The sequence below is a fragment of the Streptomyces stelliscabiei genome, assembly GCF_014873495.1.
Classification (GTDB): Bacteria; Actinomycetota; Actinomycetes; order Streptomycetales; family Streptomycetaceae; genus Streptomyces; species Streptomyces bottropensis.
Genome location: NZ_JADBGF010000001.1, coordinates 4727477 through 4750632 on the forward strand (window position 1 = coordinate 4727477; position 23156 = coordinate 4750632).

The window sequence follows — 23156 nt, forward strand, 5'->3', positions numbered from 1 at the left end:
ACGCGGCCCGCCCTGACGCGGCACGAGCTGACGCAGCACGGGCTGACGCGGCACGAGCCGAAACAGCCCCGCCTGACGCACCACGTCCTGACCCGGCACGTGCGGAGGCGACGCATGCGGAGGTGAGGCATGCGGAGGCGACGCGTCGAGCCCCGGTACGTCGAAGCGGCGGCCGGAAGGTCGCGATCGTCGGGGCCGCGCTGTCCGACTGCGGCCGGGTGGACGACGCGACCCCGTACGCACTCCACGCGCAGGCCGCCCGCCGGGCCCTCGCCGACGCGGGGCTGGAGCACACGGCCATCGACGGCCTCGCCTCGGCGGGCCTCGGCACACTGGCGCCGGTGGAGGTGGCCGAGTATCTGGGACTGCGGCCCACCTGGGTGGATTCCACCTCGGTCGGCGGCTCGACGTGGGAGGTCATGGCGGCCCACGCGGCGGACGCGATCGCCGCCGGGCACGCGAACGTCGTCCTCCTCGTCTACGGCTCCACCGCCCGCGCGGACATCAAGGCGGGCCGCCGCACCGGCAACCTCTCGTTCGGTGCGCGCGGCCCCCTCCAGTTCGAGGTCCCGTACGGGCACACCCTGATCTCCAAGTACGCCATGGCCGCGCGCCGCCACATGTACGAGTACGGGACGACCCTGGAACAGCTGGCCTCCGTCGCCGTACAGGCCCGGACGAACGCGGCGGCCAACCCCGAGGCGATGTTCCGCACGCCGATCACCGTCGACGACGTCCTCTCCTCCGCGCCGATCGCCGACCCCTTCACCAAGCTCCACTGCTGCATACGTTCCGACGGCGGCGCGGCGGTCCTGCTGGCGGCGGAGGAGTACGTACGGGACTGCCGGCCGGCGACGCCCGTATGGGTCCTCGGCACCGGCGAGTACGCCTCCCACACGACCATGTCCGAGTGGCCCGACTTCACGGTCTCCCCGGCGGCGGTCAGCGGCCGCCTCGCCTTCGAACGAGCCGGCGTACGCCCCGCCGAGATCGACTTCGCCGAGATCTACGACGCCTTCACCTACATGACCCTCGTGACGTTGGAGGACCTCGGCTTCTGCGCGAAGGGCGAGGGCGGGGCCTTCGTGGAGAAGGGCCGCCTGACCCTGACCGGCGACCTCCCGGTCAACACCGACGGCGGCGGCCTCTCCGCCCAGCACCCGGGCATGCGCGGCCTCTTCCTCCTCGTGGAGGCCGTACGCCAGCTGCGCGGCGAGGCGGGACCCCACCAGATCCCCACCCCCGACGGCGCCCCGCCCCGCCTGGCCGTCGCGTCGGGCACGGGCGGCTGGTTCTGCTCCTCGGGAACGGTGGTGCTGGGTCGGGAGTGAGGCCGCCCTCCTCGTCCGGCGCCGGGGCAGGCACCGGAATAGGCGGCGGGGCAAGGGCGCTGAACCGACTCGGCAGACGAAGACGTCCCCGTTTCGGCCCTGGAGGAAGCGACATGGCACTGTCCCGCAAGGAGCGCGAGGAGTTTCTGGCCGAGGCTCAGGTGGCCGCGTTGGCGGTGGACGCCGGGGAGGGGAGGGCGCCGCTGACGGTGCCGATCTGGTACCAGTACGCACCCGGCGGCGACATCTGGATCATGACCGGGTCGGACACCCGCAAGAACCGGCTGATCCAGGCGGCCGGCCGCTTCTCCCTGATGATCGACCGCCTCGAACCCACGATCCGCTACGTCTCCGTCGAGGGCCCCGTCACCGACACGTCCCCCGCCACCCTCGACGACCTCCGCGAGATCTCGGCCCGCTACCTCCCGGCCGAAAAGGTCGACGGCTACGTCGACTTCGCCTCCCGCAACCACGGCGACCAGGTCATCATCCGCATGCGCCCCGAGAGGTGGGTCTCGTCCGATCTGGGCACGGTGTGAGACCGTCCCACCCATGACCGAACCCCCTGACCGGCCGCGGTCCCCCTCCCGGGCCCCGGCGGCGGCCCCCGCCCAGCCGTCCACCCCGTCGTCCGCCCCGTCGTCCGCTGTCGTCCAGATCCTGCGGGGGCTGCGGGTCTGGGATCCGCAGGTCAGCGCACTGCCGTTGTTCGACCCGGCGGCGGCCCCCGCCGAGCCGGTGCCGCTGTTCGCCGCCTGGTTCGGGGAGGTCGTGGCGGCCGGGGAGGTGGAGCCGCACACCATGTCGCTGGCCACGGCCGACGCGGAGGGCCGGCCGGACGTCCGTACGGTGATGCTGCACGACGTGGACGCGCGGGGCTGGCACTTCGCCTCCCACGCCGGAAGCCGCAAGGGACGCCACCTCGCGGCCCGCCCGTACGCGTCCCTCGGCTTCTACTGGCCCCTCCTCGGCCGCCAGGTCCGGGTGCGGGGCCGTGTCACCGTCGAGCCCGCCGAGGTCGCCCACGCCGATCTGCACGCCCGCTCGACGGGTGCGCTGGCCGCCGCCCTCGTGGGCCACCAGAGCGAAGCCCTGCCTTCGTACGCGGAGCTGGAACGCGCCTCGGAGGCCGCCTGGGAACGCGCCCGGCGGGAGCCGGACGTGGCCGTGCCCTCCTGGACGGCGTACGTCGTGGAACCGGACGAGGTGGAGTTCTTCCAGGGGGACGCGCGGCGACGGCACGTACGGCTGGACTACCGGCGGGAGAGCGGCGGTTGGATCAAGGAGCTGCTCTGGCCGTGACGGACGGAGGCGAACGGTCTCCCTCGAACCAGACCCGGATCGGGCTCGGATCAGGCCCCCCGATTCGGCCCGGATCAGGCCCCCCGATTCGGCCCGGATCAGGCCCCCCGATTCGGCCCGGATCAGGCCCTCCGATTCGGCCCGGATCAGGCCCTCCGATTCGGCCCGGATCAGGCCCGGATCAGGCCCCCCGATTCGGCTCGGATCAGGGCTTCTCCCACACGGACACATGCCCGGTGCTGTCGTTCGTGAACGGCTCCCCGTTCCATCCCGCCCAGCGGTCGCGCAGCCGCATCCCGGCCAGCCGCGCCATCAGATCCAGCTCGGCCGGCCAGACGTACCGGAACGGGATCGACCGGTACACCGGCCGTCCCTCGACGACCGTCAGATGGTGCGACCGCATCCCCTGCGTCGCCACGTCGTACGTGTCGAACCCCAGCCGTGTGGGCCCGACATGGAACGGCACCGCGTCCTGCCCCGGCGGCAGCCGCCGCAGATCCGGCACCCCGACCTCGATCACGAAACAGCCGCCGGGCAGAAGATGCGCGGCGGCGCTGCGGAAGCAGTCCACCTGGGCGTCCTGCGTGGTCAGGTTGTTGATCGTGTTGAAGACGAGGTAGGCGACGGTGAAGCCGGGGCCGTCGACCCGCGTCGTGGCGAAGTCCCCGAGGGTGACACCGATGTCCGCGCCGCCCGGCTTGGCCCGCAGCCGCTCCACCATGGCGCGGGACAGGTCGATGCCATGCACCGGGACGCCCCGCCGGGCGAGCGGCAGGGCGATGCGCCCGGTGCCGATCCCGAACTCCAGCGCCCGCGCGTCCCCTCCGGGTCCGCCCGCGAGAGCGGCGAGCAGGTCCACCGCCGGGTCGACGGCCTCCGCGCCGAACATGGGGGAGTCGGGGTCGTCGTAGTGCGCCGCGACGGCTTCGCCGAAGTAGCCGTCGGGATCGTCGACGGTCTCGTACGCGAGTCGGTCGTCCGCGCTCATCAGATCCTTTCCGGTGCCGGGTCGGTGGCCAGCCGCGCGTGCAGGTGCGCGTCCCGGAAGGCGTCGTGGCGCCCCTCGTCGAACGCCGCCCCGCGCATGGTCCCCTCGTACCGGAACCCGCACAGCTCCGCGACGCGGCAGGACGCGGCATGGCCGACGACATGGTCGAGTTCGAGCCGGTGGATACCGAAGTCGGTGAGGGTCCAGCGGGCGGCGAGGTCGAGGGCGCGGGTGGCGACCCGGCGGCCCCGGGCCTCGGGCAACGCCCAGTAGCCGACGACGGCCCGGCGCATGGACGCGTCGATCCCGCTCAGCCCGATGTGCCCGAGCGTCACACCGGTCTCCGCGTCCGCGATCCGGAAGGAGACGGTCTTGCCCTCCTCGTCGGACTCGGCCCGCAACCGGAGCGACTCCCGGGCGCCCGCGAGACTCCCGTCCAGCGTCATGGGCGTGTTCCACCGCCGGAAGTCCGGATCGGCACGGCCCCGGAACCACGCCTCCACATGGGCGTCGGAGTCCACGTCCCACGCACACAGCCGCAGCCCGTACCCGTGCGGCTCGGTGGAGGACCCACCTGGAGAAGGATCGGGGAACGGACCGGCGGATCGCTCATCAGTACGGCTCACGCCCCCATTGAAACGCGCGCCCCGTCACGAGCGCGCGCGAAATACGGGCACCACCACGCCCCCGCCCTCCCGGAAGCCGACCTCCAACCCCATCCCCGTGCGCAGTCGCCCCTCCGCGCACTCCACCACCTCGGTCATCATCCGCGGCCCCTCGACGAGATCGACGACCGCGGGGACGTACGGCGTCCGTTCCCCGAAGGGCGGCAGGTCGTTGCGGTGGACGACGGACCAGGTGTAGAGGGTGGCGCGCCCGGAGGCCTCCTCCCACCGCACGTCCTCGCTCCAGCAGTACGGGCAGAACTCGCGCGGATAGTGGTGTGCGCGCCCGCAGCCGGCGGCCGCGCAGCGCCGCAGGAGCAGCCGCCCGTCGGCGGCGGCGTCCCAGTACGTACGGGTGAACTCATCGGCCTCGGGCACATCGAACCGCATGCCGCTCCTCCCATCGCTCCTCACGCGCCCCCTTCAGAACAAGCCCAACGCGCTGTCGACGGACCAGGTCTGCCAGGACATCCCGAACAGCCCCACCACCGAGATGAGCGCCATCATCGAGTTCTGCCCCTGCTCGGCCCAGTCGTGGATCATCAGCACGAGATAGAGGAGGTTGAGCAGCAGCCCGCCCAACAGCGCGACCGGGGTGAGCAACCCGAGGATCAGCCCGAGCCCGAGGGCGAGTTCGGCGTAGACGACGACGTACGCCATCGCCTTGGGCCGAGGCTTGACGACCACGTCGAACCCGCTGCGCACCGCCCCCCACCGATGCTTCTCCGCCACCCCCGCGGCCCACTCGATGCCGGCCCCCTCGAACCACGCCCCCTTGTCCTTGTGCCGCCAGCTCTCCAGCCACCACAGCCCGAGCCCGATACGAAGAACAGCCAGCCATTCGGCACCGCCGAGCCAGATCGACTCCATGCACATCGCCACCCTTCCGCGTGGACGCGGCGTTTCTGACGGTACGTCAGTTCAGCGGAGCGGGGGTGAATGCGCAAGGGCTGATGACCACCCGGCGGATCCGGGCGCGAAGGCCCTCCGATCGCAGCAGGAACAGGAGCAGGAACAGGACCACCCGGCGCGGGTGGCGTCCGACGGGAGCGTGGGGGGCGGGGTGGGACGGCGGGAGCGTGAGGCGAGGTGGGGTGGGGTGGAGTGGGACGCCTCACCACCCCACCCCCACATACCAGGAGACCTACGCCACAGACCCCACCCACGCCTCCTACACCCGTGATCAATCCGCAACCAATTCCGGGCTTGACCGAGACCCAACAAATGAGGGCGTGAATACGCTCAGGCGCATGGCCGACTCCAGAGCTTCCGTCACTCCCGCCTCTTCCGACCGCCCCGTCTATGTGATCGGCGGCGGACCCGGCGGGCTGGCAGTCGCGTACGCGTTGCGGGCCCAGGGGGTGCGGGCCGTGGTGCTGGAGAAGTCGGACGGGGTCGGGGCATCCTGGCGGCGGCACTACGACCGGCTGCATCTGCACACCACCCGGCGCCTGTCGGCGCTTCCCGGCCTGCCCATGCCGCGCCGGTTCGGCCGGTGGGTGTCGCGGGACAACGTGGTCCGCTACCTGGAGAAGTACGCCGAGGTGCACCAACTGGAGATCGTGACCGGCGTCGAGGTCTCCCGCGTGGAGCGGACCGCCGACGGCACCGGCTGGCTGCTGCACGCCACCGGCGGCCGTGAGCTGACCGGCGGCGCGGTCGTCGTCGCCACCGGCTACAACCACACCCCCCACATCCCCGAGTGGCCCGGCCGCGACTCCTACACCGGCGACCTCGTGCACGCCCGCGAGTACCGCAACCCCGAGTCCTACGCCGGCCGGGACGTCCTCGTCGTCGGCATCGGCAACACCGGCGCCGAGATCGCCGTCGACCTCGTCGAGGGCGGGGCGGGGCGCGTGCGGCTCGCGGTGCGGACGGCCCCGCACATCGTGCGCCGGTCGACCGCCGGGTGGGCGGCCCAGTACACGGGCGTCCTCGTACGGCGGCTGCCGGTCGCCCTCGTGGACCGGCTCGCCAAGCCGATGGCGAAGCTCAGCGTGCCGGACCTGTCCGCCCACGGCCTGGCCCGGCCCGACACCGGCCTCTACTCCCGCGTGCACGAGGGGGCCGTTCCCGTGCAGGACGTCGGACTCATCGACGCCGTGCGAAAGGGCAGGGTCGAGATCGTCGCCTCGGTCGAGGGGTTCGAGGACGGCAAGGTCGTCCTCGGCGACGGCACCCGGATCGAGACCGACGCCGTGATCGCCGCCACCGGCTACCGCCGCGCCCTGGAAGGGCTCGTCGGACACCTCGACGTCCTCGACGGACGCGGGAAGCCGGTCGTGCACGGCGCCCGCTTCCCCAAGAACGCCCCCGGCCTGTACTTCACCGGCTTCACCAACCCCATCAGCGGCATGTTCCGCGAACTCGCCCTCGACGCGGAGAAGATCGCCAAGGCCATCGTGAAGACGGGCGGCGTCACCACGCGCGACGCGGTCACCGTACAGATCCGCACCACCCGCTGAGCGAACGGGCGGGAGGGTGCGGTCGCCGGGCGGGAGGACAGGCGGCCGAAGGGCGGGAGGGCAAGCGGTCACCGGCCGCCCGACCGCTCGACGCGCGATCGGGGCACGGGGGCCCCACCAAGCCACCCCCGCCCCAGACCCATCCCCTCCCACACGTCTGACCGTCCCCCGACACGGGTACAACCTCCTTACTGCCGCGTAGCTTTGCCCGCACACCCATTCCTGACACAGCGTCAGTTCAGTAGTCTGAAATCTGACGTGTCGTCAGAAACGTGAATGCGTCACGTCACTGAATTGGCTGTCACACAGGAGCGGGCGGACCGATGCTTGGATCAACCCACGGCACCCTCACCACCGACTCCCGCCGGGCCCGGGCCATCGCGTGCGGGGAGCACCCCACGCAGGTCGTGCACGGCAGGCCCGCCGAGGCAGGCGACCTGGACGTCAGCGGGCGTCCGCTGTACGCCGACGTCCCCGATCTGGACCGGCTCTTCCGCCCGGAGTCCCTGGCCGTCGTCGGCGCCTCGGACACCGAGGGGCGACCGAACACCGGGATCACCCGGCAGCTGCTCGCCTGGTCCGAACGCGTCGGCGCCCGGCTGCACCCCGTGCACCCCACGCGGGAGTCGGTCTTCGGCATTCCGTGCGTCCCTTCCGTCGCCGACCTGCCCGAACAGGTCGACCTCGCCGTCCTGCTCCTCTCCGACCCCCTCCCCGTGATCGACGAACTGGCTGCGGCCAAGGTGAAGTTCGCCGTCGCCTTCGCCTCCGGATTCGCCGAGACCGGCGCGGAGGGCGCCGCCGCGCAGGAGCGGCTGGCCGCCGCCGTGGCCCGCGCCGACGGGCTGCGGCTGCTCGGCCCCAACACCAACCTCAACGCCTTCGAGCGCTTCCGCGACGACCTCGACGGCCCGGCGATCGCGCTGATCACCCAGTCCGGCCACCAGGGCCGCCCCGTCTTCTCCCTCCAGGAGATCGGCATCCGCCTCTCGCACTGGGCCCCCACCGGCAACGAGGCGGACCTGGAGGCCGCCGACTTCATCTCCTACTTCGCCGAACGCCCCGAGGTCGGTGCCATCGCCGCCTACGTCGAGGGCCTCAAGGACGGCCGCGCCTTCCTCCTCGCCGCCGACCGGGCCGCCCGGCGCGGTGTGCCCGTCGTCGCCGTCAAGGTCGGCCGCACCGAGACCGGCGCCCGCACCGCCGCCTCCCACACCGGCAAACTGACCGGCGCGGACGCGGTGGTGGACGCGGCGATGCGGCAGTACGGCGTGATCCGCGTCGACGGTCTCGACGAACTCCAGGACACCGCCACGCTCCTGGCGCGGGCCCGGCGCCCGCGCAACCCGGGGGCGGCCGACCCGAGGCCCGAGGGCGTCGTCGTCTATTCGATCTCGGGCGGCACGGGCGCGCACTTCGCCGACCTGGCCACCGAGGCCGGCCTCCCCCTCCCCACCCTCTCCGAGGCCAAGCAGGCGGAGCTGCACCAGTGGATCCCGGACTATCTGAGCGTGGCCAACCCCGTCGACAACGGCGGCCACCCCGTGGGCGACTGGCGCGGCCCCCGCATCCTCGACGCGATCCTCGACGACCCCTCGGTGGGCGTGCTGATCTGCCCCATCACGGGCCCCTTCCCGCCGATGAGCGACAAGCTCGCCGAGGACCTGGTGGCCGCCGCGGAGCGGACGGACAAGCTGGTGTGCGTGGTGTGGGGGTCGCCGGTGGGCACCGAGGCCGCCTATCGCGAGACGCTGCTCGGGTCGTCCCGGGTGGCGACCTTCCGCACCTTCGCCAACTGCATCACGGCCATCCGCGCCCACCTCGACCACACCCGCTTCACCAGCGCCTACCGCTCCCCCTTCGACGAGGCACCGCGCTCCCCCTCCCCCTCCTTCCGCAAGGCGAAGGCACTGATGCGGCCGGGGCAGCAGCTGAGCGAGCACGCGGCGAAGCAGCTGCTGCGCGCGTACGGCATACGCGTGCCGCGCGAGCAGCTGGTGACCAGCGCGGCGGCGGCCGTGCGCGCGGCGAGCCTCGTCGGCTACCCGGTGGTGATGAAGGCGTCCGGTGCCCGCATCGCCCACAAGACCGAACTCGGCCTGGTGAAGGTCGGGCTGACCTCCGCGAGCCAGATCCGCGACGCCTATCGCGAGCTGACCGACATCGCCCGCTACGAGGACGTCTCCCTCGACGGGGTGCTGGTGTGCCAGATGGTCGAGCGGGGGGTGGAGATGGTCGTGGGCGTCACCCACGACGACCTCTTCGGGCCCACCGTCACGGTCGGCCTCGGCGGGGTCCTCGTGGAGGTCCTGCGCGACTCCGCCGTACGCGTGCCCCCCTTCGCCGAGGACCAGGCGCACGCCATGCTCGCCGAACTGCGCGGGCGGGCCCTGCTGGACGGGGTGCGCGGGGCTCCCCCGGCCGACGTGGACGCCCTCGTGGAGGTGGTGCTCCGCGTGCAGCGTATGGCGCTGGAACTCGGGGACGAGATAGCGGAGCTGGACATCAACCCGCTGATGGTGCTGCCGAGGGGACAGGGGGCCGTGGCCCTGGACGCGCTGGCGGTGTGCCGCTGAGCGCGGCCACCCCCTGAGGACATCAACCACTCCCCGTGACAACTGGAGCACCCACATGTCCGCTTCCCCCCAAGAACATCCCGAAAAATCCCGTGACTCATTGATACTGCACGCCACTGACAACGCCGTCTCGTGGATCACGCTCAACCGCCCCGAGGCGATGAACGCCCTCACCCCCGACCAGCGGGAACACCTCATCCGCCTCCTCTGTGACGCCTCCTGCGACCCCGCCGTGCGCGCGGTGGTGATCACGGCCACGGGTCGCGGATTCTGCGCGGGCGCGGACCTGCGGAGCGCCTCGACCGGCGGCGACACGGCGGGCGCCGAAGGGGGGCGCGTGGCCGGTGACGTGGCGCGCCTGATCCGCCTCGGCGCACAACGGCTCGTCGCGGCCGTCCTCGACTGCGAGAAGCCGGTGATCGCGGCGGTCAACGGCACGGCGGCCGGCCTGGGCGCGCATCTCGCCCTCGCCTGCGACCTCGTACTGGCGGCCGAGGAGGCCCGTTTCATCGAGGTGTTCGTACGGCGCGGCCTCGTCCCCGACGGGGGTGGCGCGTATCTGCTGCCCCGCCTCGTCGGGCCCCGGCGGGCGAAGGAGCTGATGTTCTTCGGGGACGCCCTGTCCGCCGCCGACGCGGAGCGCCTCGGCCTCGTCAACCGGGTCGTGGCCGCCCCGGACCTGCGGAAGACGGCCCGTGAATGGGCGGAACGGCTCGCCGCCGGGCCGACCCGCGCCCTGGCGTCGACCAAACACCTGGTCAACACCTCCCTCGACACCGACCGCGCCACCGCCTTCGCCGCCGAGGCCGCCGCACAGGAGATCAACATGACGACGGCGGACGCCCAGGAGGGCGTGGCGAGCTTCGTGGAACGACGGACACCGCGCTACGAGGGCCGCTGAGGGCTCACCCAAAGCCGGGGGCTACGGGCCACGGGCCACGGGCCACGGCCACAGGCCACAGGCCACAGGCCACAGAAGAACCGTTACGGGACTTTACGGGACCGCACTTCACTTCTGACGGGTCGTCAGTTTCAATGGTGAGGTGATGGGACATGCGGGAATGGCAGCCGCCGCCGTCCGCTACCTGAGGGCGGGCCCGGCGGACGGAAGTGGCAGGGCGACGCACCCGGAACCGGTCCTCGAAGCGCTGCCGCGCCCCGAGCTGCGCTGCGTCGGCGAGAACGAACGCGCGCCGGTCGACCAGGCGGAGTTCCGCCGTGTCCTCGGCGCCTTCGCGACGGGCGTCACGGTGATCACCGCCCCGGCACCGGCGTCCCCACCGCCGCCGGGAGCCGACGCCTCAGCCCCCGCCGGGCCCCCCACCGAACCCCCCGCCGGCTTCGCCTGCCAGTCGTTCTCGTCCCTCTCGCTCGATCCGCCGCTGGTGGCGTTCATGGTCGGCCGTACGTCGACGACCTGGCCCCGGATCGCCCGCGCGGGCGTCTTCTGCGTGAACGTACTCGGCGCGGACCAGGGCGAGTTGTGCCGGCGCTTCGCGGTGAGCGGGGCGGACAAGTTCGCCGGCGTCAGCCACACCCCGGCCCCCGCCACGGGCTCCCCCCGCCTCACCGGCGCCGCCGCCTGGATCGACTGCACGGTGCACGCCGTCCACACCGGCGGCGACCACCTGATCGTGGTGGGCCGGGTGCGGGCACTGGACACGGCCGACGACACGATGCCGCTGCTGTTCCACCGGGGCCGCTTCGGCCGGCTCAGGACCTGACGGCGGCCCCCCGGCTCAGGACCTGACGGCGGGCCCCCGACTCACCGACTCAGGTGACCGCCAGCCCCACCCGCCCCACCGGCCGCCTCCGTATCACCAACGCCATCAGGGCGGCCGCCGCGCACAGCGCGCCCGAGGCGTACCAGACGACGTCGTAGGAGCCGAAGGTGTCGCGGGCGAGGCCGCCGAGGAAGGCGACGAGGGCGGCGCCGAGCTGGTGGGAGGCGAGGACCCAGCCGAAGACGATGGCGCTGTCGGCACCGTAGTGCTCGCGGCACAGGGCCATGGTCGGCGGGACGGTGGCGACCCAGTCGAGGCCGTAGAAGACGATGAAGAAGATCATCGGGAGGTGCACGGCGGGCGCCAGCAGGATGGGGAGGAACAGGAGCGAGATACCGCGGAAGGCGTAGTACACCGCCAGCAGCCGCCGCGAGTCGAAGCGGTCCGTGAACCAGCCCGAGGCGATCGTGCCGAGGACGTCGAAGACCCCGATGACGGCCAGCAGGGAGGCCGCCGCCGTGACGGGCATGTGGGCGTCGTGGGCGGCGGGGATGAAATGGGTCTGGACGAGACCGTTGGTGGAGGCGCCGCAGATCGCGAACGTGCCGGCGAGCAGCCAGAACGGCCCCGTCCGCACGGCCGAGAGGAGCACGCGCACCGCCCGCCGCGCCGCCCCCGGCACCGGCCCCGGCTTCGCTACGAACTCCTCGGCGCCGTAGGGCTTCAGCCCCACGTCCGCCGGGTGGTCCCGCAGCAGCAGCCATACGAAGGGGACGACGGCCAGGGCGGCGAGCGCGACCGTGACGGAGGCGGGCCGCCAGCCGCGCTCGGAGACGATCCACGACAGCAGGGGCAGGAAGATCAGCTGGCCGGACGCGGAGGCGGCGGTCAGGATGCCCGAGACCAGACCCCGCCGTTCGGTGAACCAGCGGTCGGTGACGGTCGCCGCGAAGGCCAGCGCCATCGAACCCGAGCCGAGCCCCACGAGCAGGCCCCAGCAGAGCATCAGCTGCCAGGCCGAGGTCATCCACACCGTCGTACCGGCCCCGAGCGCGATCACCGTCAGGGCGACCGCGACGACCCGGCGGATGCCGAAGCGGTCCATCAGCGCGGCGGCGAAGGGGGCCGTCAGACCGTACAGGGCCAGGTTGATCGAGACCGCCGAGGCGATCGTGCCCCGTGACCAGTCGAACTCCCGGTGCAACGGATCGATCAGCAGACCCGGCAGCGACCGGAAGGCCGCCGCCCCGATGATCGTCACGAAGGTGACGGCGGCGACGAACCAGGCACGGTGGACACGGACGCGGCCGGGACGGCGGCCGGAACGGGCGGGCCGGGGGGCGGCGGAATCGCGTTGGACGGCTCTGTCGTCGTCGGCTGTCTGAGGCATGCCTCAAGCGTCGGACCTGCGGCCCTTCCGAACGAGCGGCCCGAGGGACAGCATCCGATAGGATCGGGCCATGACCGTCGAGCCCGCCACCGGGGCCGCCGCCATCGGACCGGCCACCGACACCGGAGCCCCCGCCCCTGCCCCGACCCGCCACCGCGTCGTCGTCCTCGCGCTCGACGGGCTGCTCCCCTTCGAGCTGGGCATCCCGCAGCGCATCTTCGGCATGGCGCGGGACGCGGCGGGGCGGCGGCTGTACGAGGTCCTCACGTGCTCGGTCCGGCCGCCCGGACCGGTGGAGACGGACGCCGACTTCGAGATCCTCGTCCCGAACGGCCCGGAGACCCTCGCCACCGCCGACACGGTCGTCGTCCCGGCCTCGTTCGAGCTGGGCCCGGTCCACGAACAGGGCGTCCTCACCCCCGAACTGGCCACCGCTCTCGCCCATGTCCGCCCGGGCACCCGGATGATCTCCATCTGCATCGGCGGCTACGTCCTGGCCGCCGCGGGCTACCTCGACGGCCGCCCGGCGACCACGCACTGGCTCCACGCCGAGCACTTCCAGCGACTGTTCCCGAAGGTCCGGGTCGACGCGGACGTCCTCTTCGTCGACGACGGCGACGTCCTCACCTCGGCGGGCGTCGCGGCCGGCGTCGACCTGTGCCTGCATCTCGTACGACGCGACCACGGCACCGGCGTCGCCAACGAAGTGGCCCGGCGCATGGTCGTACCCCCGCACCGGGACGGCGGCCAGGCCCAGTACATCCAACGGCCGCTGCCCGAGCCTCGGTCGGCGACGACCACCGCCGCCCGCGCCTGGGCCCTGGGGCGCCTGCACGAACCGATCCAGCTCCGCGACATGGCCGCGCAGGAGTCCATGTCCGTGCGCACCTTCACCCGCCGCTTCCGCGAGGAGGTCGGTGTCAGCCCCGGTCAGTGGCTGACCCGGCAACGCGTCGAACGGGCCCGCCACCTCCTGGAGTCCACCGGACTCTCCGTCGACCAGGTCGCCCACGACGCGGGCTTCGGCACGGCCCAGTCGATGCGGCAGCATCTGCAGGGCGCGCTGGGGGTGACCCCGACGGCGTACCGGCGGACCTTCAAGGCGGAAGGGGCGGCGACACGTACGGCGGGGGCCGGCCGCGCGGAGCGGACCGGGCAGGAGCCCAGCCCGGTGGCCTAGAAGGTGAGCACCGCCCTCGCCACCCGCCCCTCCCCCGCGTCCTGCGCCGCCTTCGCGAAGTCCTCCACCGGGTAGGTGGCCGTGACCAGCTCGTCCAGGAGCAGCCGGCCCTCCCGGTAGAGGTCGGCGTAGAGCGCGATGTCGCGTTGCGGGCGGGACGAGCCGTACCGGCAGCCCAGGATCGACTTGTCCAGGTAGAGGGAGGAGACGAGGAAGGACGCCTCGGCGGTCGCGGGCGGCACACCGAGCAGGACGGCCTGGCCGTGCCGGTCCAGCAGGTCGATCGCCTGGCGGACGAGTGCGACGCGGCCGACGCACTCGAAGGCGTGGTCGGCGCCCGTGGGCAGGATGTCCCGTACGCCGGCCACGGACGTCAGGAAGTGTGTGGCCCCGAACAGCCGCGCCACCGCCTCCTTGTCCGGGTTGGCGTCCACGGCGACGATCCGCGTCGCCCCCGCGATCCGCGCGCCCTGTACGACGTTGAGCCCGATCCCGCCGGCCCCGATCACGACGACGGTGTCCCCGCGGTCGACGCGCGCCCGGTTGAGCACCGCGCCGACGCCGGTCAGCACCCCGCACCCGATCAGCGCGGCGGAGGTCAGCGGAATGTCGTCCGGTATCCGTACCGCCTGGACGGCCTTGACCACCGTCCTCTCCGCGAAGGCGGAGTTCGCGGCGAACTGGAACACCTCCCGCCCGCCGCGCGAGAACGGCCGCGTGGGACGTCCGATCGCCCTGCGGCACATGGTCGGCCGCCCCCGGTCGCAGTCGGCGCAGGCCCCGCAGTTGGCGAGGGTGGACAGGGCCACGTGGTCCCCGGGCCGGACGTGCCGGACCCCCGCCCCCACCGCCTCGACGACGCCCGCCCCCTCGTGTCCCAGCACCACCGGCACCGGGAACGGAATCGTCCCGTCCACCACCGACAGGTCGCTGTGGCAGAGCCCGGCGGCCGAGACGGCCACCAGCACCTCACCGGGACCCGGCTCCCGCACGACCAGATCGTCGACGACCTCGGCCCGCTTCCCGTCGAACACCACTCCGCGCATGGCCCTCACCCCTCAGCTCGGCCTCTCGGCTCCCTCGGCAGACCGAGCACCCGCTCGGCGATGATCGTGCGCTGCACCTCGTCGGAACCGCCGTAGACGGTGTCGGCCCGGCTGAACAGGAACAGGTACTGGAAGGGGTCCAGCGCGTACGGCTCCGGCGCCGACCACTCCCGTGGCCCCAGCACCGCCCCCGCGCCCCGCACCTCCATGGCCAGCTCACCGAGCCGCCGGTGCCACCGCCCCCACAACAGCTTGGCCACGCTCGGCGCACCCGGCTCGGCCCCGCCCTCCGCCCCGCCGAGCGTCCGCAGGGCGTTCCACCGCATCGCCTTCAACTCGGCCCACTGCCCCACGAGTCGGTCGCGTACGACGGGATCGTCCGCCGCCCCGCTCGCCACGGCGGCCCGTACGACGTCCCCCAACTCCCGCTCGAAGCCGATCTGCTGGGCGAGGGTCGACACCCCCCGCTCGAAGCCGAGCAGCCCCATGGCCACCCGCCAGCCGTTCCCCTCGCCCCCGACGACGTGCTCCGCGCGGGCGTGCGCCCCGTCGAAGAAGACCTCGTTGAACTCGCTCGTCCCGGTCATCTGCCGGATGGGCCGCACCTCGACCCGGCCCGGCTGGTCCATCGGCACGAGCACCAACGACAGCCCGTGGTGGCGTACGGAGCCCGGCTCGGTACGGGCCAGCACGAAGCACCAGTCGGCCTCGTGGGCGAGCGAGGTCCAGATCTTCTGTCCGGTGATCCGGTACGACCCGTCGTCCGCCCGCTCCGCCCTGGTCCGCACCCCTGCGAGGTCGGACCCGGCGCCGGGCTCGCTGTATCCCTGGCACCAGAGTTCGTCGCCGCGCGCGATCGGCGGCAGGAACCGCCGCTTCTGCTCCTCGCTCCCGAACGCGATCAGCGTCGGCGCGAGCAGCTTCTCCCCGATGTGCCCGGAGCGGGCGGGTACGTCGGCCCGCGCGTACTCCTCGGCCCACACCACCTGCCGGACCAGCGTGGCCGTCCGGTTCCCGTACCCGCCCTCGCTCCATCCGAGCCCGATCCACCCGGCGGCCCCGAGCGTCCGCTCCCAGTCCCGCCGGTCCTCGCCCACTCCGGCGTGCGCCCCCAGCCAGTCCCGCACCTCCGCCCGGAACGCCTCGTCCTCGTCACTGAACCCGAAGTCCATGCCACCTCCCGATGAACGCCGCGCGGATGGAGCAGCGTGCCTGCTTCGTCGGCGGGTGCCGGCGCGTGGGGCTTCTCGCGCAGTTCCCCGCGCCCCTGAACACCCAGGCCCTGTGCCCCTGAACACCCAGGCCCCGCGGGCCTGAAAAGCGACGCTCGGGCGGGGGAGAAACACGGGGCGCAGCCCCCGCCTCTCAGGGGCGCGGGGAACCGCGCGACCAGCCCCCACCGGAGCCGCACCCGCCGACGAACCCCCGCCCCCACCCCCTCACGCGTTCGGCCGCTCCCCGGCCGCCGCGGCCCGGGCCATCCCCTCCACCCGCTCCAGCATCGGCATCGGATCCACCCCCAGCGCCCCCGGCAGGAACTCCGCGATCCTCTCCGGGGTCCAGCCCCCCTCCGCATACGCCGAGCGCAGCTCCCGCGGCTGCGCCCACACCGCGATCTTCGGCCCGGCGACCGTGTACACCTGCCCGGTGATCCGTTCCTCTCGGGCCCGGTCCGACAGCAGGTACACCACGAACGCGGCCACGTCCTCCGGCTCACCGATCTCGGTCAGCTCCATCGGCACCCCCGCGGACATCCGCGTACGCGCCACCGGCGCCACCGCGTTCGCGGTCACCCCGTAGCGGTGCAGGCCCAGCGCCGCGCTGCGCACCAGGGAGATGATCCCGCCCTTGGCCGCGCTGTAGTTGGCCTGCGAGACGGACCCCTGGTGGTTGCCGCTCGTGAACCCGATCAGGGTCCCGGCCCGCTGCTTGCGCATGACGGCGGACGCGGCCCGGAACACGGTGAACGTGCCCTTCAGATGGGTGGCGATGACCGGATCCCATTCGTCCTCGGCCATGTTGAACAGCATCCGCTCGCGCAGGATCCCGGCGACACAGACGACCCCGTCGATCCGTCCGTACGCCTCGACCGCCGTGTCCACGAGCCGTTGTCCGCCGGCCATGGTGGAGATGTCGTCGGCGACGGCGACGGCCTCGCCCCCGGCCGCCTCGATCTCCTTGACGACGGTCTCGGCGACGGAGCTGGTGGGTTCGGAGCCGTCGACGGAGACGCCGTAGTCGTTGACGACGACGCGCGCGCCCTCGGCGGCGGCGCCGAGCGCGACCGCCCGGCCGATCCCCCGCCCCGCTCCGGTGACGGCGACGACCTTGCCTGCCAAGAAGTTTCCCACCCCGGCCCCTTCCCCTCATCCCGGTTACTGATGGACCGTTACCTGACGGGCTATCACCTGACGTACCGTCAGATCTGCTCGTACGGCGATTCTACGGCCCGTCCGACACACCCACACAAGCCCCGGGGAGGGCCGATGTCATTGCCCGTGCAGTTCCACGACATCGCCAAGCGCGTGAACAACTGGGGACGTTGGGGGGCGGACGACGAGATCGGCACCCTCAACCTGATCACCGACGAGGTCGTACGGGAGGCCGCCGCCTCGGTCCGCACCGGGCGCCGGGTGCCGCTCGCACTGCCCCTCCAGCAGGACGGCGTGCAGACGGGGATGATGCCGGGCCGGGTGAACCCGCTGCACGCGATGGTGCAGATCAACCAGGAGATCTTCGGTCCGGGCACGGTCGCGTGCAGCGACGACGCGGTGACCATGGGACTGCAGGCGGCGACGCACTGGGACGCGCTCACCCATGTCTCGCACTCGGGCCGGATCTACAACGGCCGCCCGGCGGACACCATCACCCCACACGGCGGCGCGGCCTTCGCCGGCATCGACAAGGCCCGGCACATCGTCTCGCGCGGCGTGCTCCTGGACATCCCGCGCGCCCTGGGCCGCGACGACGACCGGCTGCCCGGCGACCACGCGGTCACCCCCGAAGACCTGGACGCGGCCGAGGAGTTGGCGGGGACCCGGGTCCGCGCGGGGGACATCGTCCTGGTCCGCACCGGGCAGATCCGGACCTACCTGGCCGGCGACAAGCACGGGTACGCGTTCCCCTCGCCGGGGCTCTCCGTGCGCACCCCGGAGTGGTTCCACGCGCGCGATGTCGCCGCCGTCGCCAACGACACCCTGACGTTCGAGATCTTCCCGCCGGAGATCGAGGACCTGTGGCTGCCGGTGCACGCGCTCCACCTGGTCGAGATGGGCATGCCGCAGGGGCAGAACTGGAATCTGGAAGAGTTGTCCACAGCCTGTGGACAACTTGGGCGGTACGACTTCCTGCTCTCGGCGATGCCCGAACCGTTCGTCGGCGCCACGGGCACGCCGGTGGCACCGATCGCCCTCCTGTAGACACCCCGCACCACGGGGACTTCGGACCATCGGGCCCCTGAGCCGGCTGGCGGCGCGGCGCTGTCCGCCCCGAGCACGGCACCGCGCGCCGCCATCCGGCCTCGGCGGGCCCGCTCCACCCCCGGATCCCTGCGCGAGCCGACGCCGAACGCGACCCACGCTCGTCGAGGACTTCCGTCACCGAAGCCCTCGTCGTCCCCTCGCGGCGAATCGCTGGACACAAGCGTGATCAAACGGACAGGACACGTCAACACCCGTTCGGGGAGCAGGCACGCGAAACCGGCATCCTGGCGGTGCGTACGGAAGCACGACCCGGCGCACGGCCAGGCCGCCACCGACCGACCACCCCGCGCCACGCACGCACGCGCAGGCGCGTGCGGCGCACCTACGGGCGACCGCGCGCACCTGACGCCCCGACGGGAGGCAGGCCCACCGAGCGGCGGCAGGGGGTACACCGTCGTCCGTCGCGCCGTTCACCGCACACCGCGCCCCACACCCCGCACAGGACAGCGCCGGCTAGACCGCCTCGTAGGCCATCCCGTCGTACGCCATCCCCTCGCACACCAGGCTCTCCCGGGCGACCGCGGCGACCCCGGTCACCGCGCTGCACGCCGGATAGACCGCCGGCGCCACGACGCCGCCGCCCGCTCCCGGCGCACCACCCGACGCCCCCGAGGCACCCCTCGCCCCGGCGACCCCCGGCACCACCCGGTCCAGCTCGCACCAGATGCGCTTGCCGACGCCCTCGTAGGACCAGCCCCAGCGGTCCGCGAGGACCTCGACCAGGGCGAGACCCCGCCCGCCCGTCTCGTCACCGTCGGCGCATCGCGGGGCCGGCGGACACGCGCTGGTGTCGGCGACCTCCAGGCGGACCTTGCCGACCGCACCGTCGCGCAGGGCGGACAGCAGCAGCCGCAGCACGGCCGGACGGCCGGTGTGGACCACCGCGTTGGTGACCAGCTCGGAGACGAGGAGGATCAGCGTCTCGGCGAGCGGCTCGTCGTCCCCTATCCCGGACCCGGCGAGCCGTGAACGGGCCCATCTCCGTGCGCGACCCACCTCTGCGGGGTCGGGCCGGATCTCCAGCTGCACTTGAAGCACCTGCACCGCTCACACCATCCGAACCGGCGGACACATCGCCGCACGCCCCTCAGGGGCCACGATCGTGGTCATCTGCTGCCTGGCCGACGCCACCGTCAACGACACCGTCGGCACCGGGATCACGGAACGTGATCCCCTTACAGGACAGCATGGTTGACGTACAGTCACCCCAACAAGCGCTTCGGGCATATTCCAGCGCGAAGGAGTACGCGTACGGCATACTGTGCGACGCTCATCGCGGCGAGTCGAACAGACCGGGGCCGCGAGACTTCGGCCCACTTCACGAGCGCCGCGCACCGCCGGATCCGGGGCCGCCACAGGGGCAACACCGACTCGGCTCGACCTCGGAACCACTCGCATCCACCAGAAGGTACCGGAGCGGGACTCCGACTCCAGGCCGTGACAAGTCACACTCAGGACACAACCCGGTATCAACGCTCGGTAATTCCGGTATGCCACGTTCCGCGACATTCGAGCGTTACGCCGCCACACCTTTACGCTCCGTGCCTGGTCAGCGCGATCAGCCCGCCTCGACCAACAGTTCCCCCGCCAACAACTCCTCACTCTCCGTGATCGATCCGCCACGTTCCGCCCGTACCCACGCCCGCTTCAGACACAGGTGTACGTCGGCCTCCCAGGTGAACCCCATGCCGCCGTGCACCTGGAGACAGTCGCGCGCCCCGCGCACCGCGGCCTCGTCGGCCAGCAGGCGGGCCGCCGCGATGTCCACCGGATCAGCGGTCACGGCCGCCGCGTACACCGCCGCCCGCGCCACCTCCACCCGCACCAGCAGTTCGGCACAGAGATGCTTGACCGCCTGGAACGCCCCGACCGGTCGGCCGAACTGCTCGCGCGTCCGGGCGTGTTGCACCGCGGCCTCACAGGCCCGCACCGCCGTCCCCAACTGCTCGGCGGCGGTGAGCAGGACGAACAGATCATCGGGGCGGGCGGCCGAACCGGCCCCGGGCACCCGGTGCAGCGGCGTCAGCGGGTCGACGGACCGCAGCTCCACGGCCTCCCCCGCCTCCCCCACGACCACGTCGGCCTCCGCCAGCCACTCCACCAGCCCCCCGCCCCCGACGGCGGTGACGACGGCCTCCCCGGTCGCCGCCCCCGGCACCACCCCCGCCGCGAGATGCGTGGCCACGAGCGGCCCCGGCAACAGGGCCCGCCCGGCCTCCTCGAACACCAACACGGCCTCCGGCAGCCCCAGCCCGACCCCGTCCCGCGCCTCCGGCAGCCGCAACGCGAAGAACCCGACCGCCCCCAGCTCCCGCCACAGCTCCCGGTCCAGCCGGGGCCGGTCGACGGCGGCCCGGAGCGCCTCCCGCCCGAAACGTCGTGCCAGGAACTCCCGTACGCCGTCCCGCAACGCCTGCTGATCCTCAGTGAGTCGAAACCGCATCGCCGAGTGCCCCTCCTCAACCCCGAGTACGACAGCGCGCCCTCCAGGGGCGCGGGAAACCGCGCGAGCGACCCCACGCGGCGGCGGACCCACCACACCCCCGCCCCCGTCGCCCCCTCACCCCTTGGGCAACCCCAGAATCCGCTCCCCCACGATGTTCCGCTGGATCTCCGACGTCCCCGCCGCGATCGTGTACGACAGCGAAGCCAGCCGGTCGAGAACCCACGGCCGCCCCAGATCGACCGCCTCCGCCCCCAGCACCTCCCCCGCCGCGTCGAACAGCTCCTGCCGCGCGCGCGAGTACCTCAGCTTGAAGACCGAGCCCCCCACTCCCGGCACACCACCGCTCGCCTCCGCCGCGCTCACGTTCCACTGCGTGAGCCGCCACAGGGCCCGGAACTCCGCGTTCAGCCGCCCCAGCCTCCGCCGCACCGAGGAGTCGTCCCAGCGCCCGTTCGCCCGCGCCTGGCGCGCGACCTCCCCCAACACCCGCCGACAGGCGACCACTTCGCCCACGAACGCCGTCCCGCGCTCGAACGACAGCGTCACCATCGTCACGCGCCACCCGTCGTTCTCCTCGCCCACCCGGTTGGCGACCGGCACCCGTACGTCGTCGAGGAAGACCTCGGCGAACTCGGTGGAGCCGGCGAGCGTGCGCAGCGGCCGTACGGTCACGCCGGGCGCGTCCATGGGCATCGCCAGCCAGGTGATGCCCCGGTGCTTCGGCGCGTCCGGATCCGTGCGCACCAACAGCTCGCACCAGTCGGCGACTTCGGCGTGCGAGGTCCAGATCTTGGACCCGCTCACCACGTACGCGTCGCCGTCCCGACGCGCGCGGGTGCGCAACGACGCGAGGTCGGACCCGGCGTCCGGTTCGCTGAACCCCTGGCACCACACCTCCTCGCCGCGCAGGATCGGCGGGAGCCAGCGGGCCCGCTGGCCGGGGGTGCCCTCGGCGGCGATCGTGGGCCCCGCGTGCAGCAGCCCCACGAAGCCGGCGCCCACGTACGGGGCGCCCGCCCGCTCGGTCTCCTCCAGGAAGATCAGCCGCGTGGTCGGCGAGGCGTCCCAGTGGACGTCGGCGTACCCGGCGTCGTACAGCGTCCGCTGCCAGCCGAGATCGTAGGCGCGCCGTCCGGGCCAGTCGCCGGGCGACGGCTTCGGCGGCAGCGAGGGGAGCGTCTTCGCCAGCCACTCCCGCAGCCGCGCCCGGAACTCCTCCTGCGCCGGGCTGTACGCGAGGTCCATCGCCCGGGGCCCTACGTGCCGAGGTGGCGGTCGAGGTCCAGGCCGAGCATGCGGATCGCGTTGCCGCGCATGAGCTTGTAGACGGTCTCGTCGTCGAGGCCCTTCACATGGTCGAGGGCGACCTCCTTGGTGTGCGGGAAGGTCGAGTCGACGTGCGGGTAGTCGGTCTCGAAGGTCGCGTTGTCGCGACCGACCACGTCCAGCGAGGCGATCCCGTGCTTGTCGCGGAAGAAGCAGCAGAACATCTGCCGGTAGTAGTACGTCGACGGCGGCTCGGGGATCAGGTCGCGCACGCCGCCCCAGGCGCGGTGCTCCTCCCAGACGTCGTCGGCGCGTTCCAGGGCGTAGGGGATCCAGCCCATCTGGCCCTCGCTGTAGGCGAGTTTGAGGCGGGGGAACTTCACCAGGACCCCGCTGAAGAGGAAGTCCATCATCGAGGCCATCGCGTTGTTGAAGGAGAGCGAGGCCTGCACGGCGGGGGGTGCGTCGGGGGAGGCGGCCGGCATCTGGGAGCTGGAGCCGATGTGCATGTTGACGACCGTCCCGGTCTCCTGGCAGGCCGCGAAGAAGGGGTCCCAGTAGCCGGAGTGGATGGAGGGCAGGCCGAGGTAGGTCGGGATCTCCGAGAAGGTGACGGCCCGGACGCCCCGGGCGGCGTTGCGCTCGATCTCCTCGACGGCGAGGTCGATGTCCCACAGGGGGATCAGGCAGAGCGGGATGAGCCGGCCGCCGCTGTCGCCGCACCACTCCTCGACCATCCAGTCGTTGTACGCGCGCACGCAGGCCAGGGCGACCTCCTTGTCGTGCGCCTCGGCGAAGGTCTGGCCGCAGAAGCGCGGGAAGGTCGGGAAGCAGAGCGAGGCCTCGACGTGGTTGAGGTCCATGTCCGCCAGCCGGGCCTTCGGGTCCCAGCAGCCGCGCCGCATCTCCTCGCGGGTGATGCCCTCCAGGGTCATCTCGTCCCGGTCGAAGCCGACGGCCGCGATGTTCCGCTTGTACGGGAACTTCAGGTCCTCGTAGATCCACCAGTCCGTCGGCTGCCCCTCGGGGTCCATCGTGATCCGGTACTTGCCGGCGATGTACGCCAGCTCGCCGATCCCGGCGGTGAGGGGCTTCGGGCCCCGGTCGCGGTACTTCTCCGGCAGCCAGGTGTCGAAGAGGTGCGCGGGCTCGATCACATGGTCGTCGACGCTGATGATGCGGGGCAGTTCGGTCATGGATCCCCCACTCAGTTATCTGATGGACCGTCAGATCCTTGTGAGCAGGTTAGTGGCACACCCCTGGACCGACAAGCCGCCCCGGCCTACGCTCTGGCC

General features: G+C 72.5%; 21 protein-coding genes. 9 read left to right on the top strand and 12 right to left on the bottom strand.

Going from position 1 to position 23156, the window contains the following annotated elements; genetic code table 11:
* Window positions 1-122: 122 nt before the first annotated feature.
* The 3 genes from H4687_RS20795 to H4687_RS20805 all read left to right on the top strand — a co-directional run bounded on the left by H4687_RS20795 (window position 123) and on the right by H4687_RS20805 (window position 2633).
* On the top strand, window positions 123-1331 hold the full coding sequence (locus tag H4687_RS20795; protein WP_046917129.1) for a thiolase C-terminal domain-containing protein: 1209 nt from the start codon (window positions 123-125) through the stop codon (window positions 1329-1331).
* A 113-nt stretch (window positions 1332-1444) separates the two neighbouring features.
* Window positions 1445-1870 (top strand): pyridoxamine 5'-phosphate oxidase family protein, encoded by a 426-nt coding sequence (locus tag H4687_RS20800; RefSeq protein ID WP_046917128.1) that lies wholly within the window; start codon window positions 1445-1447, stop codon window positions 1868-1870.
* A 13-nt stretch (window positions 1871-1883) separates the two neighbouring features.
* Entirely contained in the window at window positions 1884-2633 is a 750-nt protein-coding gene (locus H4687_RS20805; protein ID WP_050398169.1) for a pyridoxine/pyridoxamine 5'-phosphate oxidase, read from the top strand.
* Between the two features lie 205 nt (window positions 2634-2838).
* Here the strand turns inward: H4687_RS20805 and H4687_RS20810 are convergent, their stop codons facing one another.
* From H4687_RS20810 to H4687_RS20825, 4 genes are read right to left on the bottom strand one after another with little or no spacing between them, the layout of a single operon-like run.
* Entirely contained in the window at window positions 2839-3621 is a 783-nt protein-coding gene (locus H4687_RS20810; protein ID WP_050398170.1) for a class I SAM-dependent DNA methyltransferase, read from the bottom strand.
* Entirely contained in the window at window positions 3621-4247 is a 627-nt protein-coding gene (locus tag H4687_RS20815) for a GNAT family N-acetyltransferase (protein WP_050398171.1), read from the bottom strand. Before H4687_RS20815 ends, H4687_RS20810 begins: the two co-directional genes overlap by 1 nt.
* Before the next feature lie 24 nt (window positions 4248-4271).
* Window positions 4272-4676 carry a Zn-ribbon domain-containing OB-fold protein gene (locus H4687_RS20820; protein WP_050398172.1) on the bottom strand — a complete coding sequence of 135 codons (405 nt, stop codon included), beginning with the start codon at window positions 4674-4676 and terminating at the stop codon, window positions 4272-4274.
* Between the two features lie 33 nt (window positions 4677-4709).
* Window positions 4710-5156 (bottom strand): DoxX family membrane protein, encoded by a 447-nt coding sequence (locus H4687_RS20825; protein WP_050398291.1) that lies wholly within the window; start codon window positions 5154-5156, stop codon window positions 4710-4712.
* Between the two features lie 380 nt (window positions 5157-5536).
* Between H4687_RS20825 and H4687_RS20830 the strand changes: the two genes are divergently transcribed.
* The 4 genes from H4687_RS20830 (at window position 5537) to H4687_RS20845 (ending at window position 11051) form a co-directional block, all read left to right on the top strand.
* Window positions 5537-6751, top strand: a complete 1215-nt coding sequence (locus tag H4687_RS20830) for a flavin-containing monooxygenase (protein ID WP_046920299.1) — start codon at window positions 5537-5539, stop codon at window positions 6749-6751.
* Between the two features lie 323 nt (window positions 6752-7074).
* Window positions 7075-9327 carry an acetate--CoA ligase family protein gene (locus H4687_RS20835; protein ID WP_046918320.1) on the top strand — a complete coding sequence of 751 codons (2253 nt, stop codon included), beginning with the start codon at window positions 7075-7077 and terminating at the stop codon, window positions 9325-9327.
* A gap of 55 nt (window positions 9328-9382) precedes the next feature.
* Window positions 9383-10228 (top strand): enoyl-CoA hydratase/isomerase family protein, encoded by an 846-nt coding sequence (locus H4687_RS20840; protein ID WP_046918319.1) that lies wholly within the window; start codon window positions 9383-9385, stop codon window positions 10226-10228.
* Window positions 10229-10373: 145 nt separating this feature from the next.
* The gene (locus H4687_RS20845; RefSeq protein ID WP_225966763.1) at window positions 10374-11051 is read left to right on the top strand and encodes a flavin reductase family protein; all 678 of its coding nucleotides are present in this window, start codon (window positions 10374-10376) and stop codon (window positions 11049-11051) included.
* A 49-nt stretch (window positions 11052-11100) separates the two neighbouring features.
* Here the strand turns inward: H4687_RS20845 and H4687_RS20850 are convergent, their stop codons facing one another.
* A complete protein-coding gene (locus H4687_RS20850; RefSeq protein WP_097249955.1) occupies window positions 11101-12441 on the bottom strand; it encodes an MFS transporter in 1341 nt (446 codons plus the stop codon).
* 70 nt (window positions 12442-12511) lie between these two features.
* On the opposite strand from H4687_RS20850, the gene H4687_RS20855 reads away from it, so the two are divergent.
* Entirely contained in the window at window positions 12512-13621 is a 1110-nt protein-coding gene (locus H4687_RS20855) for a GlxA family transcriptional regulator (RefSeq protein ID WP_078907129.1), read from the top strand.
* Here the strand turns inward: H4687_RS20855 and H4687_RS20860 are convergent.
* The 3 genes from H4687_RS20860 to H4687_RS20870 all read right to left on the bottom strand — a co-directional run bounded on the left by H4687_RS20860 (window position 13618) and on the right by H4687_RS20870 (window position 17018).
* Window positions 13618-14667, bottom strand: coding sequence for a Zn-dependent alcohol dehydrogenase (locus tag H4687_RS20860; protein ID WP_050398174.1), 1050 nt, complete (start codon window positions 14665-14667; stop codon window positions 13618-13620). The two genes, H4687_RS20855 and H4687_RS20860, sit on opposite strands and share 4 nt — an antisense overlap.
* 5 nt (window positions 14668-14672) lie before the next feature.
* Window positions 14673-15839 (bottom strand): acyl-CoA dehydrogenase family protein, encoded by a 1167-nt coding sequence (locus H4687_RS20865; RefSeq protein WP_050398175.1) that lies wholly within the window; start codon window positions 15837-15839, stop codon window positions 14673-14675.
* Between the two features lie 267 nt (window positions 15840-16106).
* Window positions 16107-17018: an SDR family NAD(P)-dependent oxidoreductase gene (locus H4687_RS20870; protein ID WP_050398176.1), complete on the bottom strand. Its 912-nt coding sequence runs from the start codon at window positions 17016-17018 to the stop codon at window positions 16107-16109.
* Window positions 17019-17153: 135 nt separating this feature from the next.
* Between H4687_RS20870 and H4687_RS20875 the strand changes: the two genes are divergently transcribed.
* Entirely contained in the window at window positions 17154-18086 is a 933-nt protein-coding gene (locus tag H4687_RS20875; protein WP_046919982.1) for a cyclase family protein, read from the top strand.
* Window positions 18087-18602: 516 nt separating this feature from the next.
* Here H4687_RS20875 and H4687_RS20880 read toward each other — a convergent pair.
* From H4687_RS20880 to H4687_RS20895, 4 genes are all read right to left on the bottom strand, one after another.
* A complete protein-coding gene (locus tag H4687_RS20880) occupies window positions 18603-19178 on the bottom strand; it encodes an ATP-binding protein (RefSeq protein ID WP_046919983.1) in 576 nt (191 codons plus the stop codon).
* A 529-nt stretch (window positions 19179-19707) separates the two neighbouring features.
* Entirely contained in the window at window positions 19708-20592 is an 885-nt protein-coding gene (locus H4687_RS20885) for an acyl-CoA dehydrogenase family protein (protein ID WP_097249950.1), read from the bottom strand.
* 117 nt (window positions 20593-20709) lie between these two features.
* A complete protein-coding gene (locus H4687_RS20890) occupies window positions 20710-21840 on the bottom strand; it encodes an acyl-CoA dehydrogenase family protein (RefSeq protein ID WP_046919660.1) in 1131 nt (376 codons plus the stop codon).
* An 11-nt stretch (window positions 21841-21851) separates the two neighbouring features.
* Window positions 21852-23057 carry an amidohydrolase family protein gene (locus tag H4687_RS20895; RefSeq protein ID WP_046919661.1) on the bottom strand — a complete coding sequence of 402 codons (1206 nt, stop codon included), beginning with the start codon at window positions 23055-23057 and terminating at the stop codon, window positions 21852-21854.
* Between the last annotated feature and the right edge of the window lie 99 nt (window positions 23058-23156).

What these genes read in the sequence shown, in the direction of transcription:
- H4687_RS20800 (WP_046917128.1), top strand. Translation starts at nt 1,445, where the DNA reads ATGGCACTGTCCCGCAAGGAGCGCGAGGAGTTTCTGGCCGAGGCTCAG.
- H4687_RS20805 (WP_050398169.1), top strand. Translation starts at nt 1,884, where the DNA reads ATGACCGAACCCCCTGACCGGCCGCGGTCCCCCTCCCGGGCCCCGGCG.
- H4687_RS20810 (WP_050398170.1), bottom strand. Translation starts at nt 3,621, where the DNA reads ATGAGCGCGGACGACCGACTCGCGTACGAGACCGTCGACGATCCCGAC.
- H4687_RS20820 (WP_050398172.1), bottom strand. Translation starts at nt 4,676, where the DNA reads ATGCGGTTCGATGTGCCCGAGGCCGATGAGTTCACCCGTACGTACTGG.
- H4687_RS20825 (WP_050398291.1), bottom strand. Translation starts at nt 5,156, where the DNA reads ATGGAGTCGATCTGGCTCGGCGGTGCCGAATGGCTGGCTGTTCTTCGT.
- H4687_RS20830 (WP_046920299.1), top strand. Translation starts at nt 5,537, where the DNA reads ATGGCCGACTCCAGAGCTTCCGTCACTCCCGCCTCTTCCGACCGCCCC.
- H4687_RS20835 (WP_046918320.1), top strand. Translation starts at nt 7,075, where the DNA reads ATGCTTGGATCAACCCACGGCACCCTCACCACCGACTCCCGCCGGGCC.
- H4687_RS20840 (WP_046918319.1), top strand. Translation starts at nt 9,383, where the DNA reads ATGTCCGCTTCCCCCCAAGAACATCCCGAAAAATCCCGTGACTCATTG.
- H4687_RS20845 (WP_225966763.1), top strand. Translation starts at nt 10,374, where the DNA reads ATGGGACATGCGGGAATGGCAGCCGCCGCCGTCCGCTACCTGAGGGCG.
- H4687_RS20850 (WP_097249955.1), bottom strand. Translation starts at nt 12,441, where the DNA reads ATGCCTCAGACAGCCGACGACGACAGAGCCGTCCAACGCGATTCCGCC.
- H4687_RS20855 (WP_078907129.1), top strand. Translation starts at nt 12,512, where the DNA reads ATGACCGTCGAGCCCGCCACCGGGGCCGCCGCCATCGGACCGGCCACC.
- H4687_RS20860 (WP_050398174.1), bottom strand. Translation starts at nt 14,667, where the DNA reads ATGCGCGGAGTGGTGTTCGACGGGAAGCGGGCCGAGGTCGTCGACGAT.
- H4687_RS20865 (WP_050398175.1), bottom strand. Translation starts at nt 15,839, where the DNA reads ATGGACTTCGGGTTCAGTGACGAGGACGAGGCGTTCCGGGCGGAGGTG.
- H4687_RS20875 (WP_046919982.1), top strand. Translation starts at nt 17,154, where the DNA reads ATGTCATTGCCCGTGCAGTTCCACGACATCGCCAAGCGCGTGAACAAC.
- H4687_RS20885 (WP_097249950.1), bottom strand. Translation starts at nt 20,592, where the DNA reads ATGCGGTTTCGACTCACTGAGGATCAGCAGGCGTTGCGGGACGGCGTA.
- H4687_RS20890 (WP_046919660.1), bottom strand. Translation starts at nt 21,840, where the DNA reads ATGGACCTCGCGTACAGCCCGGCGCAGGAGGAGTTCCGGGCGCGGCTG.
- H4687_RS20895 (WP_046919661.1), bottom strand. Translation starts at nt 23,057, where the DNA reads ATGACCGAACTGCCCCGCATCATCAGCGTCGACGACCATGTGATCGAG.